Source organism: Nonomuraea sp. NPDC004580 (genome assembly GCF_040609855.1).
In the GTDB taxonomy this organism is placed as follows: Bacteria; Actinomycetota; Actinomycetes; order Streptosporangiales; family Streptosporangiaceae; genus Nonomuraea; species Nonomuraea salmonea.
This window is the reverse complement of the sequence record NZ_JBEXLH010000028.1, coordinates 1-18,171: the sequence shown is the minus strand read 5'-3', so window position 1 is coordinate 18,171 and position 18,171 is coordinate 1. Positions and strand designations below refer to the sequence as shown.

Annotated in this window: 17 protein-coding genes; 8 read left to right on the top strand and 9 right to left on the bottom strand. The window is 69.8% G+C overall.

Annotated elements, in window-relative coordinates; translation table 11 throughout:
* Positions 1 to 291 precede the first annotated feature (291 nt).
* Both ABZW11_RS26225 and ABZW11_RS26220 read right to left on the bottom strand, forming a co-directional pair.
* Positions 292 to 615: a type II toxin-antitoxin system PemK/MazF family toxin gene (locus ABZW11_RS26225; RefSeq protein WP_345387327.1), complete on the bottom strand. Its 324-nt coding sequence runs from the start codon at positions 613 to 615 to the stop codon at positions 292 to 294.
* Positions 587 to 832 carry a hypothetical protein gene (locus tag ABZW11_RS26220; protein ID WP_355422033.1) on the bottom strand — a complete coding sequence of 82 codons (246 nt, stop codon included), beginning with the start codon at positions 830 to 832 and terminating at the stop codon, positions 587 to 589. The genes ABZW11_RS26225 and ABZW11_RS26220 overlap by 29 nt, the downstream gene beginning before the upstream one ends.
* Positions 833 to 1,023: 191 nt before the next feature.
* Between ABZW11_RS26220 and ABZW11_RS26215 the strand changes: the two genes are divergently transcribed.
* The gene (locus tag ABZW11_RS26215; RefSeq protein ID WP_355422030.1) at positions 1,024 to 1,761 is read left to right on the top strand and encodes a sulfite exporter TauE/SafE family protein; all 738 of its coding nucleotides are present in this window, start codon (positions 1,024 to 1,026) and stop codon (positions 1,759 to 1,761) included.
* Between the two features lie 22 nt (positions 1,762 to 1,783).
* On the opposite strand, the gene ABZW11_RS26210 is transcribed toward ABZW11_RS26215, so the two are convergent.
* Positions 1,784 to 2,827 (bottom strand): hypothetical protein, encoded by a 1,044-nt coding sequence (locus ABZW11_RS26210; RefSeq protein WP_355422028.1) that lies wholly within the window; start codon positions 2,825 to 2,827, stop codon positions 1,784 to 1,786.
* Positions 2,828 to 3,119: 292 nt separating this feature from the next.
* On the opposite strand from ABZW11_RS26210, the gene ABZW11_RS26205 reads away from it, so the two are divergent.
* Genes ABZW11_RS26205 through ABZW11_RS26185 form a run of 5 tightly spaced genes read left to right on the top strand, consistent with a single transcriptional unit; the run spans position 3,120 to position 7,723 of the window.
* Entirely contained in the window at positions 3,120 to 4,238 is a 1,119-nt protein-coding gene (locus ABZW11_RS26205) for a substrate-binding domain-containing protein (protein ID WP_355422026.1), read from the top strand.
* Positions 4,239 to 4,295: 57 nt separating this feature from the next.
* Positions 4,296 to 5,060, top strand: coding sequence for an ATP-binding cassette domain-containing protein (locus ABZW11_RS26200; RefSeq protein WP_355422023.1), 765 nt, complete (start codon positions 4,296 to 4,298; stop codon positions 5,058 to 5,060).
* Entirely contained in the window at positions 5,057 to 6,319 is a 1,263-nt protein-coding gene (locus ABZW11_RS26195) for an ABC transporter permease (protein ID WP_355422020.1), read from the top strand. Before ABZW11_RS26200 ends, ABZW11_RS26195 begins: the two co-directional genes overlap by 4 nt.
* A 35-nt stretch (positions 6,320 to 6,354) precedes the next feature.
* On the top strand, positions 6,355 to 7,560 hold the full coding sequence (locus tag ABZW11_RS26190) for an ROK family transcriptional regulator (RefSeq protein WP_355422017.1): 1,206 nt from the start codon (positions 6,355 to 6,357) through the stop codon (positions 7,558 to 7,560).
* 31 nt (positions 7,561 to 7,591) lie between these two features.
* Positions 7,592 to 7,723: a hypothetical protein gene (locus ABZW11_RS26185; protein ID WP_355422014.1), complete on the top strand. Its 132-nt coding sequence runs from the start codon at positions 7,592 to 7,594 to the stop codon at positions 7,721 to 7,723.
* A gap of 79 nt (positions 7,724 to 7,802) precedes the next feature.
* Here the strand turns inward: ABZW11_RS26185 and ABZW11_RS26180 are convergent, their stop codons facing one another.
* On the bottom strand, positions 7,803 to 8,612 hold the full coding sequence (locus ABZW11_RS26180) for a neutral zinc metallopeptidase (RefSeq protein WP_355422011.1): 810 nt from the start codon (positions 8,610 to 8,612) through the stop codon (positions 7,803 to 7,805).
* Positions 8,613 to 8,664: 52 nt separating this feature from the next.
* The gene (locus ABZW11_RS26175) at positions 8,665 to 9,555 is read right to left on the bottom strand and encodes a neutral zinc metallopeptidase (protein WP_355422009.1); all 891 of its coding nucleotides are present in this window, start codon (positions 9,553 to 9,555) and stop codon (positions 8,665 to 8,667) included.
* Between the two features lie 132 nt (positions 9,556 to 9,687).
* Here ABZW11_RS26175 and dxs point away from each other — a divergent pair, with 132 nt between their 5' ends.
* Together dxs and ABZW11_RS26165 are read left to right on the top strand one after the other, a co-directional pair.
* Positions 9,688 to 11,568 (top strand): 1-deoxy-D-xylulose-5-phosphate synthase, encoded by a 1,881-nt coding sequence (dxs, locus tag ABZW11_RS26170; RefSeq protein ID WP_355422364.1) that lies wholly within the window; start codon positions 9,688 to 9,690, stop codon positions 11,566 to 11,568.
* Positions 11,569 to 11,756: 188 nt separating this feature from the next.
* Entirely contained in the window at positions 11,757 to 13,229 is a 1,473-nt protein-coding gene (locus tag ABZW11_RS26165) for an amino acid permease (protein ID WP_355422006.1), read from the top strand.
* 26 nt (positions 13,230 to 13,255) lie between these two features.
* On the opposite strand, the gene ABZW11_RS26160 is transcribed toward ABZW11_RS26165, so the two are convergent.
* The 4 genes from ABZW11_RS26160 to ABZW11_RS26145 form a co-directional block, all read right to left on the bottom strand.
* Entirely contained in the window at positions 13,256 to 13,639 is a 384-nt protein-coding gene (locus ABZW11_RS26160; protein WP_355422004.1) for an SSI family serine proteinase inhibitor, read from the bottom strand.
* 97 nt (positions 13,640 to 13,736) lie between these two features.
* Positions 13,737 to 15,824, bottom strand: a complete 2,088-nt coding sequence (locus tag ABZW11_RS26155; protein ID WP_355422001.1) for a 3-hydroxyacyl-CoA dehydrogenase NAD-binding domain-containing protein — start codon at positions 15,822 to 15,824, stop codon at positions 13,737 to 13,739.
* A complete protein-coding gene (locus ABZW11_RS26150; protein ID WP_355422361.1) occupies positions 15,821 to 16,984 on the bottom strand; it encodes a thiolase family protein in 1,164 nt (387 codons plus the stop codon). The genes ABZW11_RS26155 and ABZW11_RS26150 overlap by 4 nt, the downstream gene beginning before the upstream one ends.
* Positions 16,985 to 17,046: 62 nt before the next feature.
* Positions 17,047 to 17,775 carry a hypothetical protein gene (locus tag ABZW11_RS26145; protein WP_355421998.1) on the bottom strand — a complete coding sequence of 243 codons (729 nt, stop codon included), beginning with the start codon at positions 17,773 to 17,775 and terminating at the stop codon, positions 17,047 to 17,049.
* Positions 17,776 to 18,171 lie beyond the last annotated feature (396 nt).

Sequence of the window (18,171 nt, the reverse complement as noted above, 5' to 3'; positions counted from 1 at the left end):
CGCCACGACTTATCCAGACATTTCACAACCGTAGTGAGGTACTCGCGCCCCCGTGGAATCCCACCCTCGGAGAGCGCCGTCTCAGGACACGACGCCGCCGCCAGCTTCCCACCCTTGGCAGGAAGGCCGCAGCAGGCTGGGGCCCGGTGCCGGCGATGAGGGCGGCGACAGCGGGCGCGAGAAACGAGAACGGCACGGCGGCAGCCTAAGCAGCGGCAGGTGTGGCAGAGTGAGTGACGCCACCCGGCGAACCTCTAATTCGCCGGGCGGCATCACCCATCTCCTGAGCCGCTAGAGCGCGTCACCGATCCAGTCGGCGACCTCGTGAACGACCTCGTCAGGGGCGATCCCGATCCTCCGCGTGAACCTCAGGGGCGACATGCTGCGCACATGCTCGATCATGGCGAAGCTGGGCTTGTCCAGGCCGGTGCCCTCGGTCGGGATGGGAACATGGTTGTCCCAGCCCCGATCGGTCGTGGTCAGCGGAACAACGATCTTGACCGGTGTGCTGGCGTTGAACGTGTCGTTGCTGACCACCAGCACCGGGCGCCCGTGAGCCGGCTCGCGGCCCACGGTGTCGCCCAGGTTAGCGAGCCAGATCTCGCCCTGAATCACCCTCATCTCTCTCCTCGGGAAACGTGATGAGCCCTTCCCACTCGGGTGCGATGCGGGAAGTGCGCGGTCGCGGACCTTGCACCAGCTCGGATTCGGCGACATAGTCCGCCCAGGCCTGTGGATCTTCTCTCTTGGTCTGCTCCATCTGCTCCGCGACGCGCTGCCAGCGTTCTTTCTTCTCCATCTCGCGGATGGCGTGGTCGATGATCGCGGTCATGGGTTCACCTCTCTTCTTCGCCAAAGCAGCGATGCGATCTCTGGTCTTCACGCTGACACGTATGCTCGTGGCTTTCGGCTTCGCGGCCATACTTCCGAGCTTACGTAGGCGTGCGCGGAAAACACTACCCTCATGTGATCACTCTCGGGGCCATTATGGCAACGGAGAGTAAAGATGGTTGACTCGCGTGCATGGCGAACGTGGCGCTGGTGCTGATTGTTGGTGGTCTGGCGGTATTTGTGGGGGCGATCGTCCAGGGAGCCGTGGGGTTCGGGCTGGGCCTGGTGGCGGCGCCGTTGCTCACGTTGCTCGCGCCCGACCTCATGCCGGGCGCCGTTCAGGTGGTCAACATGACGTTGCCGCTGTTCACGCTGGCCGTGGAGTGGCGGCGGGTGGACTGGCGCGGGCTCGGGTTCGCGGTGCTCGGGAGGCTGCCCGGTAGCGCTCTCGGCGCAGTCATCGTTGTCTACGTTTCCGTATACATGCGCAGCGTCTTCGTGGCGGTCATGGTGCTCGTAGCGGTGGCACTGACGGCGCGGGCGCTGAGCGTGCCGCGCAACGCGGCCACCATCACCTCGGCCGGGTTCGTGTCAGGCATCACCGGCACCGCGACCGGCATCGGCGGCCCGCCCATCGCGCTGGTCTACCAGCACGCCAAGGGGCCGCAGATCCGGGCCACGCTGGCGATGTTCTTCTTCCTCAGCGCCGTCCAGTCGCTGGCCATCCTCGCCCTCGTGGACGAGCTGCCGTCCGCGGCGCTGATGGTGGGCGGGGCGCTGATCGTGCCGATGCTGCTCGGGTTCCTGGTGTCCGGGCCGCTGCGGCGCTACCTCGACGGCGGCAAGGTGCGGACGGCCGTCCTGGTCGTGGCGGCGGCCTCGGCGGTGGGGCTGATCGTGCAGAACGTCCTGAGCCAGGTCCTGGCCTGAGGACGCGTCCGCAGGCCGGGCGTCACGCGCCGCGGCCGGCCACGATGCCGCTGTACGTGCCGAGCACCTTGACCTGGGCGGGCGAGGCGGTCTTCGGCGGGATGTGCGCGGCCACCTGCACCAGGTCGCCCACCTTCAAGAACTTGTAGTACTTGTCCGGCAGCAGGCCGTTGTCCTCCTGGAAGACGTAGTAGCGCTTCGGGCTCTGGATCACGTCGTACACCTTGGTCCGCGCGAGCGTGGTGAAGACGAGCGCGCCGCCGTCGGCCGTGCGCAGCGCGTACGACGGATACTCCTTCGCCGGCGCCGCGTGCTCGGTGAGCTTGGCGAACTGCCGCATCTTGATGCGGTTCTTGGCCGCGCCGGTGGTGAACTGGTCGGAGGCGAACCGGCTCTTGGCGGCGTTCGAGCCCTTGCCGGTCATGTGGGCGGCGTAGTTCTTGGCGAAGTCGGCCGGTGACATCAGCAGGCCGTCGCCGTCGGCGCTGTCCACCTCGGTGGCCGCGCCGGAGGCGTCCGTCTGGACCTTCGGCAGCTCGTCGGCGTCGATCGTGTCGAAGACGTCGGGGGAGTAGACCTGCTTCCAGGCGCCCTGGTCGTGGGCGAACAGCAGGAAGGTGGGCGTCTTGGCGGACTTCTTCTTGTTCTTCCAGTACGTCGTCGCGAGGAACCACCGCTTGGAAGCCGGCGCCACGAACGTCGGCCTGACGTACTCGAACGGCGTGTAGGAGTCGCGCCCTCCCAGTTTGCGCTGGGAGGCGTAGCCGGCCTTGTCGATGGCCAGGCTCGACCCGCCCTCATAGGTGGCGAGCAGCTTCTCGTCGAGCGCCTTGTTGGCCTTGTTGTTGCGCTCGATGTACTCCTTGATCACCGACTCCGCCGTCAGCGCCGGGGCGGACGCCGAGGGCTCCGGCGTCTTCTGCGTCCCAGATGCCGTGGAGGAGGGAGTGGCCGAGGGCGTCTCCGCGCCCTGCCACGCCGCCGGGTCCATCCCGGGCAGCCCCGAGCAGCCCGCCACCAGGCACCCGGCCAGCACACCACCGGCCACGCGTCCGTACCGCCGCACTGTCACCCACCTTTCCGAGAGTCTCCTCAAAGCGGCCCAAACCTACCAATAACCACACAGTGGGTGACCCGAAATGGCGTGATCAGGGCATGTCGGCTCCCTCACGTGACAGGGCGCCGCAGGCATCACACTCCGGTACGGGCAGCGTCGGGAAGGTTGATGTGACGTTTCTGGATTGTTACCCGAAACAACAAATCCACTCCTCCAACCCCCTTCACAACCGGTTCGTCCCGGAATACGTTGCCGCAAACAACATTCATCCGGGCCCCTCCGGAAGAAAGGACCCTGCACCATGCGCAAGGGGATCCTCAGCCTGACCGCCACGGCAGCAGCGCTCGCCCTCGGTCTCACCGCCTGCGGGGGCGACAGCGGTCAGACCACGACGTCGACCTCTGAATCGGCCACCGCGTCAGAAGCGGCCAAGGCCGGCAAGATCGGCGTCATCCTGCCGGACAGCAAGTCCTCCGCCCGGTGGGAGACGGCGGACCGCAAGTATCTGGAAGAGGCGTTCAAGGCCGCGGGTGTCGAGTACGACATCCAGAACGCCCAGAACGACAAGACCCAGTTCCAGACCATCGCCGACCAGATGATCACCAACGGCGCCACCGTCCTGATGATCGTCAACCTGGACAGCGGCACCGGTAAGACCGTCATCGAGAAGGCCAAGTCCCAGGGCGTGGCCACCATCGACTACGACCGGCTGACGCTGGGCGGCGGCGCCGCCTACTACGTCAGCTTCGACAACACCAAGGTCGGCCAGCTCCAGGGCGAGGGCCTGGTGAAGTGCCTGACCGACAAGAAGGCCGAGAAGCCGATCGTCGCCTACCTGAACGGCTCGCCGACCGACAACAACGCGACCCTGTTCAAGGACGGCTACGACGGCGTGCTCAAGCCCAAGTTCGACGCGGGCGAGTACGTCAAGGGCCCCGACCAGGCCGTGCCCGACTGGGACAACACCCAGGCCGGGACGATCTTCGAGCAGATGCTGACCCAGGAGCCGAAGATCGCCGGGGTGCTGGCCGCCAACGACGGTCTCGGCAACGCCGCCATCACCGTGCTGAAGAAGAACAACCTCAACGGCAAGGTGCCGGTGACCGGCCAGGACGCCACCGTCCAGGGCCTGCAGAACATCCTGTCCGGCGACCAGTGCATGACCGTGTACAAAGCCGTCAAGAAGGAGGCCGACGCCGCGGCCAAGCTCGCTGTCGCGCTGGCCAAGGGCGAGAAGCCCGCGGCGACCAGCAGCGTCAAGGACCCGGAGACCGGTCAGGACGTGCCTTCCGAGCTGATGGAGCCGCAGGCCATCTACTTCGACAACGTCAAGGACGTCGTGGCCGACGGTTACGTCACCAAGGAGGAACTGTGCAAGGGTGACTTCGCCGAGAAGTGCACCGAGGCAGGCATTCAGTAACGCGGCGGGGTACGGCCCGCGCCACGAGCGCGGCCGTACCCCCGTTTAGGGAGATCCATGACCCCCCTCCTTGAAGTGCGCGGGATCGACAAGAGCTTCGGCCCGGTGAAGGTCCTGCACGAGGTCGAGTTCGCCGCGTACGCCGGCGAGGTCACAGCGCTCGTCGGCGACAACGGCGCCGGCAAGTCCACCCTGGTCAAGTGCATCGGCGGCATCTACCCCATCGACGCGGGCACCCTGCTCTTCGACGGCAAAGAGGTGCACGTGCACAGCCCGCGCGACGCGGGCGAGCTGGGCATCGAGATCGTCTACCAGGACCTCGCCCTGTGCGACAACCTCGACATCGTCCAGAACATGTTCCTCGGCCGTGAGCGCAAGAACGGCGTCCTGCTGGACGAGGACAGCATGGAGGAGCTGGCCGAGCGCACGCTCAGCGGCCTGTCCGTCCGTACCGTCAAGTCCATCAGGCAGCAGGTCTCCAGCCTGTCCGGCGGGCAGCGGCAGACCGTCGCCATCGCCAAGGCCGTGCTGTGGAACAGCAAGGTCGTCATCCTCGACGAGCCGACCGCGGCGCTGGGCGTGGCCCAGACCGCGCAGGTGCTGGAGCTGGTGCGCAGGCTCGCCGACACCGGCCTGGCCGTCGTGCTCATCTCCCACAACATGAACGACGTGTTCGCCGTCTCCGACCGGATCGCGGCGCTCTACCTCGGCAGGATGGCCGCCCAGGTCAAGACCTCCGATGTGACGCACGCACAGGTCGTCGAACTGATCACTTCTGGCCGCAGCGGCGATCTGGGCCTCAAGAACGGGGTCACATCATGAACAAGGTCAAAGAACTACCCGGAGAGGCCATCGTCGCGGCCGCGCAGACTCCGTCGATCAAGAACAGCTTCCTCGCCTACATCCAGCGGGTGCGCGGCGGCGACATGGGTGCGCTGCCCGCCGTGCTGGGCCTGGTCGTGCTCTGCACGGTCTTCGCCGTGGCCCGGCCGTCCTTCGTCACCGCGATCAACTTCGCCAACCTGTTCACGCAGGGCGCGGCCGTCACGCTCATCGCGATGGGCCTGGTGTTCGTGCTGCTGCTCGGCGAGATCGACCTGTCGGCCGGGTTCGCCAGCGGCGTCTGCGCGGCCGTGCTCGCCGTCACGCTGACCAACGCCGGCCTGCCCTGGTACGTCTGCATGCTGGCCGCCATCCTCACCGGCGTCGTCATCGGCACCGTGCTCGGCAGCCTGGTCGCCAAGGTCGGCATCCCGTCGTTCGTGGTGACGCTGGCCGCCTTCCTCGCCTTCCAGGGCCTGGTCCTGGTGCTGGTGGACGAGGGCACCAACATCTCCATCCGCGACAGCGTGGTCGTCGCCATCGCGAACAAGAACCTGCCGCCGTGGCTCGGCTGGGCGCTCTACCTGGTGTGCGTGGCGGTCTTCGCGGCCGTGCAGCTGCGCCGGGCCAGGAACCGCACCAAGCGCGGCCTCGCCGCCGACCCGATCTCGCTGATCGCCTTCCGCGTCGGCATGCTGGCGCTGTTCGCCGGGCTCGCGGTCGCCGCGCTCAACCTCGAGCGCAGCCGCAACCCCGCGCTGGTCTCGCTCACCGGCGTGCCGATCGTGGTGCCGGTCATCCTCGCGCTGCTGGTCGTCTGGACGGTGGTGCTGCGCCGCACCTCGTTCGGCCGGCACCTGTACGCGGTCGGCGGCAACACCGAGGCCGCCCGCCGGGCCGGCATCCCGGTCGACCGGATCAAGATCAGCGCGTTCGTCATCTGCTCCTCGATGGCCGCCATCGGCGGCATCGTGGCCGCCTCCAGAGCCAGCTCCGTCGACCCCAACACGGGCGGCAGCTCCGTCCTGCTGTACGCGGTCGGCGCCGCCGTCATCGGCGGCACCAGCCTGTTCGGCGGCAAGGGCCGGGTGCTCGACGCCGTGCTCGGCGGGGCGGTGGTCGCGGTGATCGAGAACGGCATGGGCCTCATGGGGTACGGTTCCAGCGTCAAATACCTGGTCACGGGGTCGGTCCTGCTGCTCGCGGCGGGTGTCGACGCTCTGGCGCGCAAGCGGGCGGCTGCCGCTGGTTTAAGGTGATCAGCGATTCGCAGCCCCTGAAGGAACCCCAGACCATGCGTGCCGGCCCTTCCCAAGAGGACATCAGGCGCCACAACCTCGGCGCGCTGCTCCGCCATGTCCATCTGGGCGGGCCGATCTCGCGGGCCGAGCTGACCTCGAAGATGGGGCTCAATCGCAGCACGATCATGGCGTTGACCTCCGACCTCACCGCCGCGGGGCTGGTCCGCGAGGAGCTGCCGCGCGAGACCGGCAGGGCCGGGCGGCCCTCGCTCGTGGTGCGGCCGGAGTCGGCGCGGGTCTACGTCTTCGCCTTCGACGTCGGCCCCGACCGGCTCGCCGTGGCGCGCGTCGGGCTGGGCGGGGTCATCCTCGACCGGCGCGAGGCCGTACGCGACCGCGACCGGTTCGAGCTCGACGAGCTGACCGGGGTGCTGTCCGGGTTCGCCCGCCAGATGCGGCGCAAGACCAGGGACGACACCGTCTGCGTCGGCGCCGCGGCCGCCGTGTCGGGCGGGGTGCGCAAGGCCGACGGCGTCGTCAGCTTCGGGCCCAACCTCAAGGCCGAGGAGGTGCCGTTCGGCGAGGAGCTGGCGCGCCGGCTCGGCCTCGGGCTGCCCGTCAGCGTGGGCAACGACGCGAACCTGGCCGCGCTCGCCGAGCACAGCCGCGGTGTCGGCGTCGCCGTACGCGACCTCATCTACCTGCACGGCGACGTCGGCATCGGGGGCGGCATCATCTCCGGAGGCCACCTGATCGGCGGGCACGACGGCTACGGCGGCGAGGTCGGCCACATGGTCGTCAACCCCGGCGGGCGGGCGTGCGGCTGCGGGTCGCACGGGTGCCTGGAGGCCGAGGTGGGGGAGCGCACCCTGCTGGAGTCGGCCGGGCGGGTCTCGGACGGGCGGCAGGGGCGCGACGCCGTACGCGGGGTCGTCGAGGCGGCCGACCGTGGCGACATCGTGGCCCAGGAGGCGCTCAGCCGGGTCGGCGACTGGCTCGGGCTCGGCGTCGCCAACCTCGTCAACATCTTCAACCCCGAGATGGTGATCTTCGGCGGTGTCCTGCGCGAGATCTACCTCGGCTCCGCCGCCCAGGTCCGCTCCCAGCTCGCCCTGCACGCCATGGCTCACCAACGCGAACGCCTGCGCCTGCGCACCTCGGCCTTGGGCGACGCGGCCCCTCTGGTCGGCGCCGCCGAACTGGCCTTCGCCCACGTCCTCTCCGACCCCTTGGAAGTCTTGGCCCGCGCCAACGCCTGACCCAGGGCGCAGGCTCAATGCGGATGACGATGTGGTGCTCTGCTCAGGGCAGTACTGCGCCCCGCTGCCGGCGATCGTCCCGCACACGGAGCCCCGCCCGGTGGTGACGCTGACCGAGGGCGGCGTGTACGCCAGCCCGGCGGGCTCGCGGGTGGCGGCGTGAGGGGTCCCGCGACCGCGCACGCCGCCGGCGCTAAAGGAAAAGGCGCATGATCGCGGATCATAAGCCTTCGAAGAGTGATTTACCGCACCCTGGCGTTGGAGCTCGTCCAGGTGTTGCAGGCCCCGGTGGACTGGGACGTGAAGCCGCGCTGCAGCCAGAAGGCATTGCTCTTGTCGCTGCCGTGCGTGTTGTCGGCCCCGCTGCGCACGCCGATGGCGTCGAGCGCGACAGGGTTGTGGGTGCCCTTGGCCAGGATGTTCCAGTCGGAGTCGGGCCGCCCGAGCGAGTCCCAGACGCGGCCGACGAAGACGCCGGACAGGCACTGGGCCTGCAGCTCAAGACGGCGCAGCGCGGCGTACGCGCGATCCTCGTCACGCCCGCCGATGATCCGGTCACCGGCCTTCATGATGCCGGTGAGCTGCTGGACGTGGTGGCCGTACTCGTGGGCGAGCACCTGCATCAGCGCCAGGTCGGTGGGCTCCTCGACGATGTTCGGGCTGAGCAGGAAGGTGATGGAGCGGTCCTTCTGGCAGTAGAGGGCCTGCGCGCCCCCGGGGAAGCGCCCGCACCTGGTCTTCGCGCCGACCTTGGTGACGATCGCGAACTTCGGCTTGGTGAAGCGGTGTCCTGCCTTCTTGACGACGGGGGCCCAGGCGCGGTCGAGGCAGTCCTTCACGGCCTCGAAGTACAGCTCGGCCTCCTCCACGCTGCCGGTGCGGACCTCGGGCTCCTCACAGGCCCGTACGCCGGGCTTGCCCGCCTTGTAGAGCTTGTTCTTCGTCAGGACGGACGAGAAGGGAGCGGCCGATGAGGAGGCCGCGTGCGCGGTTCCGGCGAACAGCACACCGGCCAAGGCGCCCGCCATGAGCGCTAAGAAGGGGATACGCATGAGACGGCACCCTAGTGAAAAAAGGAGCTCCAGGCGAAGAAATAACGCACTATCAGGTGACATTCCGCGGATTGGCGGCCCAGGTATTGCAGGCGCCCGGCGATCCGCGATGGAACCCCCGCGTCATCCACGCGGCCTGCGTCGGCCCCTTGCCGTGGTCGTTCTGCGGCCACCCCTTGGCGCCGTTCTTCCTGAACCAGCCCACCGTGTACGCCCAGTCGGCGTCGGTGACCAGCGACGTGCCCTTCATCGTGCTCATGAACACGGCCGAGAAACACTCGGCCTGCAACTCGGAATTACGCGACAGCTGCAGCCTCTTGGCCTTGCCCGCGACCGTGCGCGCCGCCCAGTAGTAATTCCAGATGCCGGAGACCTGCTGCACGTGGTGGCCGTACTCGTGGGCGATCAGCCGGGTGATGCCGAGCGGGAAAGGGTTGCGCAGCTGGTCCTTGCTGATCATCAGGTACATCGTGCGGTCGGTGGAGCAGTAGACGCCGTCGGCGCCGGTGTTCCACGAGCCGCAGGGCGTCTTGACCTTGCGGGTGATGATGCGCAGCCGCGGCTTGGCGAACGGCATCCCGGCCTTGCGGAACTGCGCTGCCCACGCCTTGTTCAGGCAGGCCGTCACGCGGGTCAGGAAACGGCGGTAGGCGGGCATGCTCCCCGCGGGCAGGCTGCCGGGCCGGCAGTTCACGTCCGTGAGCCGGCCGGTCTTGTAGAGGGGGTTCGCGGTGGCCGTCGCCCGTCCGGCGACCGCGGCGCCGCCGTGCCTGCTCTGGCCCGCGCTGCCGGACGGCGCCGCGGGCTGCCGTCCCCCGTACGCGGGGTCGGTCGAGGTCGTGGCCACCTCCGCGAGCACCAGCGTCAAGGCGGCGGCGGCCAGTGCGAGGGCCACGCCTGCCGCGACGAGCGCCACGAGCCGGCCGGCGGGGACGGAGTTCATATGGTCCGCAAGACTAGGTCAAGATCGGACATTTGTGGGTGCATTTGACTTGATGGAGTCAGTGACGCCTTTGCGAACTAGACTCTGGGGATCGACGCAAAAGAGCAGAGGGGAGTCGCATCCGTGAGCGGGTTGCTGGGCTCGATCGAGGGACCGCACGACGTCAAACGGCTTGCCGTCGAGGAGCTGCCGCAGCTCGCCGGAGAGATCCGCGACCTGCTCGTCGACTCCTGCGCCAGGTTCGGCGGTCACCTGGGGCCCAACCTGGGCGTGGTCGAGCTGACCATCGCCGTCCACCGCGTCTTCGACTCCCCGAACGACCCGGTCATCTGGGACACCGGCCACCAGGCGTACGTGCACAAGCTCCTCACCGGCCGGGCGGCCGGCTTCGAGGCGCTCAAGCAGGAGGGCGGCCTGTCCGGCTATCCGAGCCAGACCGAGTCCGAGCACGACTTCGTCGAGAACTCCCACGCCTCCACCGCGCTGTCCTACGCCGACGGCCTGGCCAAGGCGTTCAAGCTGCGCGGCGCGCGCGACCGCACGGTGGTCGCGATCATCGGCGACGGCGCGCTGACCGGCGGCATGGCCTGGGAGGCGCTCAACAACATCGCGGCGTTCAAGGACCTGCCGCTCGTGATCGTGGTCAACGACAACGGGCGCTCCTACTCGCCGACGATCGGCGGCCTGGCCTCCCACCTGTCCTCGCTGCGGGTCAACCGCCGCTACGAGGACATGCTCGAATACGTCAAGGACAAGCTGGGCAACGTCCCGGTCCTCTACGACGCTCTGCACGGCTTCAAGAAGGGCGTGAAAGACGTCCTGGCGCCGCAGGTGATGTTCGAGGACCTCGGGCTCAAATACCTCGGCCCCATCGACGGCCACGACGAGCAGGCCATGGAGGCGGCCCTGCGCAAGGCCCGCGACTTCCGCGGCCCCGTCATCGTGCACGCCGTCACCCAGAAGGGCCGCGGCTACAGCCCGGCGGAGAACCACGACGAGGACCAGTTCCACTCGCCGGGCGCCTTCGACCGGGCCACCGGCGCGGAGAAGCCCAAGGGCCGCATCTGGACCAACGTCTTCAGCGAAGAGCTGGTCAGGCTCGGCAAGGAGCGCGACGACCTGGTCGCGATCACCGCCGCCATGCTCCACCCGACCGGCCTCAACGCCTTCGCCGAGGCCTTCCCCGAGCGCATCTACGACGTCGGCATCGCCGAGCAGCACGCGCTCACCAGCGCGGCCGGGCTCGCGCTCGGCGGCATGCACCCGGTGGTGGCCGTCTACGCCACGTTCCTCAACCGCGCCTTCGACCAGCTCCTCATGGACGTCGCCCTGCACCGCCTGCCGGTCACCGTGGTGCTCGACCGGGCGGGCGTCACAGGTGACGACGGGGCCAGCCACAACGGCATGTGGGACCTGTCGATCCTCCAGGTCGTCCCCGGGCTCAAGGTCGCGGTGCCGCGCGACGGCGACCGCCTGACCGAGCTGCTGCGCGAGGCCGTCGAGGTCTCCGACGGCCCCACCGTCCTGCGCTTCCCCAAGGGCCCGGTCGCCGAGCCGCTGGAGGCGGTCGGCAAGCTGGGCGAGATGGACCTCCTGCGCGCTCCCGAGAGCGAGCCCGACGTGCTGCTGGTGGGTGTCGGCCCGATGGCGCAGGTCTGCATGGACGCCGCCAAGCTGCTCGACGCGCAGGGCATCGCCGCCACCGTGGTCGATCCGCGCTGGGTCAAGCCGCTCGACGAAGCGCTCGTGACGGCCGCCGCCGCGCACAAGCTGGTGGCCGTCGTCGAGGACAACGGCCGGGTCGGGGCGGTGGGCGACGCGGTGGCGCGGCTGCTGCGCGACGCCGACGTCGACGTGCCCGTACGCACCTACGGCATCCCGCAGCGCTTCCTCGACCACGCCAAGCGGGCCGCCATCCTCGGCAAGATCGGCCTGACCGGGCAGGACCTCGCCCGCCAGATCACCGAGGCGGTCGCGCGCCGCACCTCGGCCGCCGAGCCGGCCCGCCGCTGAAAGGCCGCTGCAAGGCCGCTGAGCCGGGCTCCGGGCTCCGGCGCTGCGCCCCCCGCTGAGTTCGCCGCTGAGCCCGCCTCTGAGCCGGTCGCGGCGGTGATCGGGAGCGATCACCGCCGCGCATCAGGAGCTCCAGCGGAGCGGGCGTTCGCGAGCATGATCACTATGGGTGGGGGAAGGATCACCCAGTGGACATCTTTCGCACGAAGAGCGTCGAACAGTCGATCCGCGACACCGAAGCCCCCGAGCACCAGCTGCGCAAGCGCCTGACCGCCACCGACCTCACCGTCTTCGGCATCGGCGTGATCGTCGGCACCGGGATCTTCGTGCTGACCGGACAGGTCGCCAGAGACGTGGCGGGCCCCGCCGTGGCGGTCTCGTTCGTCGTCGCGGGCATCGTGTGCGGGCTCGCCGCGCTGTGCTACGCGGAGTTCGCCTCCACCATCCCGGTCGCCGGGTCGGCCTACACCTTCTCCTTCGCGACCCTGGGCGAGTTCCCCGCCTGGGTGATCGGGTGGGACCTGATCCTGGAGCTGGCGCTGGCAGCCGCCGTGGTGTCGGTCGGCTGGTCGGGCTATTTCGCCTCGCTGCTGGCCTCGCTCGGCCTGGAGCTGCCGGCCTCGATCGCGGGCTCCGATCCGGTGGTCAACGTGCCGGCCGTGCTGATCGTGCTCATCCTCACGGCGGTGCTGGTGGCCGGGATCAAGCTGTCCTCACGGGTCAACCTCATCCTGGTGATCACCAAGATCGCGGTGGTGCTGCTGGTGATCGTGGCGGGCCTGTTCTTCGTCAACGGCGCCAACTACACGCCGTTCATCCCCGACCCGATCCCCACGCCGCGCGTGGAGGGGTGGCAGGCGCCGCTCGTGCAGGTGCTGTTCGGCATCGAGCCGGTGGCGTTCGGGGTGATCGGCATCTTCTCGGCCGCGGCGATCGTGTTCTTCGCCTTCATCGGCTTCGACATCGTCGCCACCGCCGCGGAGGAGACCATCGAGCCGCAGCACGACGTGCCGCGCGGCATCATCGGCTCGCTGGCCATCTGCACGGTCCTGTACGTCGCGGTCTCGCTCGTCGTCGTCGGCATGCAGAAGTACAGCCAGTTGAGCGAGGCCGCGCCGCTGTCGGACGCGTTCATCTCGGTGGGCCAGCCGTGGCTGGCCACGATCATCAGCGTGGGCGCGATCGCCGGCCTGACGACCGTGGTGCTGGTGCTGCTGCTGGGCCAGACCCGGGTGCTGTTCGCGATGTGCCGCGACGGGCTGCTGCCGCGCTCCCTGGCGGTGGTGCACCCCACGTTCGGCACCCCGGCGCGGCTGACGATCATCATCGGGCTCGTCACGATGGCGCTGGCCGGGTTCGTCTCGTTCGGGGAGCTGGCCGAGCTGGTCAACATCGGGACGCTGTTCGCGTTCGTGGTCGTCTCGCTGGGGGTGATCATCCTGCGGCGGACCCGGCCCGACCTGCCGCGGGCCTTCCGCGCGCCGCTGGTGCCCGTGCTGCCGATCCTGTCGGTGCTGGCCTGCCTCTATCTGATGCTCAACCTGCCGGTGCAGACGTGGCTGCGGTTCCTGGTCTGGATGGCCATCGGGATCGTGCTCTACTTCGCCTACGGCTACCGGCACAGCAGGACCGTGGCCCCCTGGCGCTCCCCGGGTGAGTGAGGAGCGGCCAGAGGACCGGGGGGTGGTCAGAGCGCGAGGACTGCTCCGGTGGCCGCGCGCATGTGGCAGCCGTTGGCGTAGACCTTGCCCCAGCGCACGTTCTTGCCGTACCAGGTGCCGACGATCACGGCGGCGTGCGGCTGGAACTCGCGGGTGCAGGCGGCATCGGGCTTGACGTTCAGCTTGGCGGGGTCGCCGCCGGCCTGCTTGAGCAGGCGGCAGGCGGCCCGCGCGTTGGGGTGGGTGCCGCCGGTGGGGGCGCAGTTGAGGTAGGCCGACTTGGCGCCGCCGCCCTTGACCCCGTAGACGACCTTGAGACGAGCCTTGGGGGCTGCCGCGGCCAGCACGGGGGCGGACGACGTGGCCAGGAGGGCGGCGCAGAGCATGAGGGTGCCTGCTGCTCTCATCATGGTTACTCTCCGTTCGTAGGACGGCACCAAACGCTACGACGGATCCGGTGAAGAGGAGAGGAGGTCCGCGTACGGACCTCCTCAAGCGAGCTTAAAATCAGGCCGGTACGGATGCCACGCCCGGCGCGAGGAAACGGGGCTTGGCGACGCCGGTGCGGTCGAGATACGGCGTGATGCCGCCGAGGTGGAACGGCCAGCCCGCGCCGAGGATCATGCACAGGTCGATGTCCTGCGGCGCCGCCACCACGCCTTCGTCCAGCATGATGCGGATCTCGCGGGCCAGCGCGGCCAGCACCCGCTCGCGCACCTGCTCGGCGGTGGACGGCGAGGCGCCGCCGGCGAACAGCGCGACCGCCTCGGGGTCGAGCGTGAAGTCGGGCAGGTAGACGCCCGGCTTGCCCGACTCGACGAGCTTGGCCATGTTCTCCGAGACGCCGAACCGGCCGGGGAACGCCTCGTGCAGCGTCTCGGCCACGTGCAGGCCGACGGCAGGGCCGACGAGCTGCAGCAGCGCGAACGGCGTCATCGGCAGCCCGAGGCCGTCGAGCGCGTGCTCGGCGGTCTCCAGCGGCGTGCCCTCGTCCACGGCCGCGACGACCTCGCCCATGAAGCAGGTGAGCAGCCGGTTGACCACGAACGCCGGGGCGTCCTTGACCAGCACCGACGACTTCCTCAGCGTCTTGCCGACGGCGAAGGCGGTGGCCAGCGTGGCGTCGTCGGTGGCCGCGCCCCTGATGATCTCCAGCAGCGGCATGACGGCGACCGGGTTGAAGAAGTGGAAGCCGACCAGCCGCTCGGGGTGCTTGAGGTCGGCGCCCATGGCGGTCAGCGACAGCGACGAGGTGTTGGTGGCCAGCACGCACTCCGCCGGGACGACGGCCTCGACCTCGGCGAACACCTGCTTCTTGACCGCCAGGTCCTCGAAGACGGCCTCGATGACGAAGTCGGCGTCGGCGAAGGCGTCCTTGGTGAGCGAGCCGCTGACCAGCGCCTTGAGGCGGTTGGCCTGGTCGGCCGAGACGCGGCCCTTGGCGAGCAGCTTGTCCACCTCGCCGTGCACGTAGCCCACGCCCTTGTCCAGGCGGGCCTGGTCGAGGTCGGTCAGCACGACCGGCACCTCCAGGCGGCGGGCGAACAGCAGCGCCATCTGCGAGGCCATCAGCCCCGCGCCGACCACGCCGACCTTGGTGACCTTGCGGGCCAGCGACGGGTCGGGCGCGCCCGCGGGCCGCTTGGCGCGGCGCTGCACGAGGTCGAAGGAGTAGAGCCCGGCCCGCAGTTCATCGCTCATGAGCAGGTCGGCCAGCGCCTCGTCCTCGGCGGCGAAGCCCGCGTCCCTGGAGGCGGTCTCGGCCAGCGCGATCAGGTCGAGCGCCCGGTACGGCGCGGGCGCCGCGCCCCGCAGCTTCATGTCCACCAGGAACCGCGCGTCGGCCACGGCCTTCTCCCAGCCGTCGTGGGCCGGCCGCTCCACCGTCACCTCGCCCTTGACGACGCGTGCGGCCCAGCGCAGCGACTCCTCCAGGAAGTCGGCGGGCTCGAACATCGCGTCGGCGACGCCCAGCTCGTACGCCTCCCTGCCCTTGATCATGCGGTTGTTGGACAGCGGGTTCTCGATGATGAGCTTGACCGCCTTCTGCGGCCCGATGAGGCGGGGCAGCAGCTGCGTGCCGCCCCAGCCCGGCACCAGCCCGAGGAAGCACTCGGGCAGCGCCACCGCGGGCACCCCCGCGGAGATCGTCCGGTAGGAGCAGTGCAGCGCGATCTCCAGGCCGCCGCCCATGGCCGCGCCGTTGACGAACGCGAACGACGGGATGCCCAGCTCGCCGAGCCGCCGGAACACGTGGTGGCCGAGCGCGCCGATGGCCTTGGCCTCCTCACGGGAGGTCACCGAGGCGGCGCCCTTGAGGTCGGCGCCGACGGCGAAGATGAACGGCTTGCCCGTCACGCCCACGGCCACCAGGTCGGTGCGCGCGGCGATCTCCGACAGGGCGCCGTTGAGCGCGAACAGGCCGTGCGGGCCGAAGGTGTTGGGCTTGGTGTGGTCGAAGCCGTTGTCCAGGGTGATCAGCGCCATCATGCCCGCGTCGTATGGCAGCTGCACGTCGCGGACCAGCGCCTTGGTGACGACTTCGTCGGTGTTGCGCTCGCTCAGCAGCGACCGCCAGGTCTCGAACTCGCTCATGCCAGGTTCTCCCAGATCACGGTGCCGCCCATGCCCATGCCGACGCACATGGTGGTGATGCCGTAACGCACGTCGGGACGCTCGCCGAACTGCCGGGCGAGCTGCGTCATCAGCCGCACGCCCGAGGAGGCGAGCGGGTGGCCGTAGGCGATCGCGCCGCCGTACGGGTTGACGCGCGGGTCGTCGTCGGCGATGCCGAAGTGCTCAAGGAAGGCCAGCACCTGCACGGCGAACGCCTCGTTGATCTCGAACAGCCCGATGTCGGAGATGTCCAGCCCCGCCAGGCGCAGCGCCCGCTCGGTGGACGGGATCGGCCCGACGCCCATGACCTCGGGGTCCACGCCCGCGAACGCGTACGACACCAGCCGCATCTTCGGCGTCAGGCCCAGCTCTTCCGCGACCTCACGGGCGGCCACCACGCAGCCGGTGGCGCCGTCGTTGATGCCGGAGGAGTTGCCCGCCGTGACGTGCCCGTGCGGCCTGAACGGCGTCTTGAGCCCGCTCAGCCCCTCCATGGAGGTGCCGGGGCGAGGCGCCTCGTCCTCGACGGCCAGGCCCCAGCCCTTCTCGGCGGTCCTGATCGCGGTCGGCACGAGGTCGGGCTGGATCTTGCCGTCGGCGTACGCCTTGGCCGCCTTCTCCTGCGAGAGCACCGCGTACGCGTCGGCGCGCTCCTTGCTGATGGAGGGGTAGCGGTCGTGCAGGTTCTCCGCGGTCATGCCCATGACCAGGGCGCTCGGGTCCACAAGCCGCTCCGACAGGAACCGCGGGTTGGGGTCGACGCCCTCGCCCATCGGGTGGCGGCCCATGTGCTCGACGCCGCCGGCGATCGCGACGTCGTACGCGCCGAACGCGATGCCGCCGGCGACCGTGGTCACCGCGGTCATCGCGCCCGCGCACATGCGGTCGATCGCGTAGCCTGGCACGCTCTTGGGCAGGCCGGCCAGCACGGCGGCCGAGCGGCCGATGGTCAGGCCCTGGTCGCCGGTCTGGGTGGTCGCGGCGATGGCGACCTCGTCCACGCGCTCGGGCGGCAGGCCGGGGTTACGCCGGATCAGCTCGCGGATGACGCGGACGACCAGGTCGTCGGCGCGGGTCTCCGCGTACAGACCTTTCGGCCCTGACCTGCCGAAAGGCGTGCGCACGCCGTCGACGAACACGACGTCACGAGAGGAAGGCACGGATTCGCTCCTCGTAGTTAGCAGGGGTTCCGTGCCTTATGCTACTCGTCAGTAACCACGCCGCAGACGAGGGCGGTGGTGAGCAGGCCGTAGACGATGCCCGTGGCCGGCTCCCAGAGGTGGGCGCGGGCTCCGAGCAGGGCGGCGATCGCCACGGCCGCGCCCGTCCAGAGCAACGTGCCCTCGCGCGGGCGGGTGCTCCGCCCGGGGTCCCAGGGGTCGCCGGGCGATCCGCCCGCCCGCAGGACGCGCGCCACCGTCAGGGCGGTGTCGCGGGCCCACCACAGCAGGAACAGCGCGCCGGCGCCGATCGAGGCCCAGGCCATCGCGTCGGTGACGGCGCTCAGCGCGTCGGCCAGGCCGTACTGGGCGGCCTGGCCGAACAGCCGGGGAACGGTCCAGCCGAGTAACAGCGTCACCGCCCAGCAGCCGGCCACCGCCAGCCGGGCCAGCGGGCGGGCCCGGCCGGAGAAGACGGCGGCGTACAGCTCGTGCTCGCGCTCGCGGACCCGGCGGGCGCGGGTGCCCCAGACGTACTGGGTGATCGCCATGGCGGGCAGGGCGGCGGCGAAGACGGCGAGCGACAGCACCGCGAGCGGGAGTGTCTGCTCCCGCGTCGCGGCCCGGTCGGCGAGCAGCTGGGCCGTGGTGAGCAGCGCGATCGAGGCGGTGAGCGCCACGAGGGCGCCGCGCCGCGCGGACCTGGCGCGGGCACGCAGCCCGGCCAGCTCCTGGGCGCCGGGAGGAGGAGCCATCTCGGTCAGAAGCATGACGTCATGATGACGTCACCGTGCGTGGTGCCGCCCGGTGTTCAGGCGCTTTGGATGGAGCCCTCGCTGAGGTAACGCAGGACTGGCCTTCGGGTCACGCTCTTCCCCATGGCGGCGTACGAACCTTGACATGATGCGAGGAGTCATACTCGTCGATCATCATTTGTGACTATGCTTCGCGATCATGGCGCGAGGGGTGAACCGCATGAGGGACCGGCACGACGAAGCGGTTCTGGGGCGGCGGGTCGCTCCGCCGCCCCCCCCCCCCCCCCCCCCCCCCCCCCCCCCCCCCCCCCCCCCCCCGCGGGCCCCCCCCCCCCCCCCCCCAACTCCAAAAAGCTTGGGATTACATCCCCCAAACGCCCCCACAACCCCCAGACCACCCCCACCAAGAAC

Excerpts from the sequence above, each read along its gene's own strand:
- ABZW11_RS26215 (WP_355422030.1), top strand. The coding sequence starts at position 1,024 with ATGGCGAACGTGGCGCTGGTGCTGATTGTTGGTGGTCTGGCGGTATTT.
- ABZW11_RS26220 (WP_355422033.1), bottom strand. The coding sequence starts at position 832 with ATGACCGCGATCATCGACCACGCCATCCGCGAGATGGAGAAGAAAGAA.
- ABZW11_RS26205 (WP_355422026.1), top strand. The coding sequence starts at position 3,120 with ATGCGCAAGGGGATCCTCAGCCTGACCGCCACGGCAGCAGCGCTCGCC.
- ABZW11_RS26145 (WP_355421998.1), bottom strand. The coding sequence starts at position 17,775 with ATGCTTCTGACCGAGATGGCTCCTCCTCCCGGCGCCCAGGAGCTGGCC.
- ABZW11_RS26190 (WP_355422017.1), top strand. The coding sequence starts at position 6,355 with ATGCGTGCCGGCCCTTCCCAAGAGGACATCAGGCGCCACAACCTCGGC.
- ABZW11_RS26160 (WP_355422004.1), bottom strand. The coding sequence starts at position 13,639 with ATGATGAGAGCAGCAGGCACCCTCATGCTCTGCGCCGCCCTCCTGGCC.
- ABZW11_RS26200 (WP_355422023.1), top strand. The coding sequence starts at position 4,296 with ATGACCCCCCTCCTTGAAGTGCGCGGGATCGACAAGAGCTTCGGCCCG.
- ABZW11_RS26195 (WP_355422020.1), top strand. The coding sequence starts at position 5,057 with ATGAACAAGGTCAAAGAACTACCCGGAGAGGCCATCGTCGCGGCCGCG.
- ABZW11_RS26180 (WP_355422011.1), bottom strand. The coding sequence starts at position 8,612 with ATGCGTATCCCCTTCTTAGCGCTCATGGCGGGCGCCTTGGCCGGTGTG.
- ABZW11_RS26175 (WP_355422009.1), bottom strand. The coding sequence starts at position 9,555 with ATGAACTCCGTCCCCGCCGGCCGGCTCGTGGCGCTCGTCGCGGCAGGC.
- ABZW11_RS26155 (WP_355422001.1), bottom strand. The coding sequence starts at position 15,824 with ATGAGCGAGTTCGAGACCTGGCGGTCGCTGCTGAGCGAGCGCAACACC.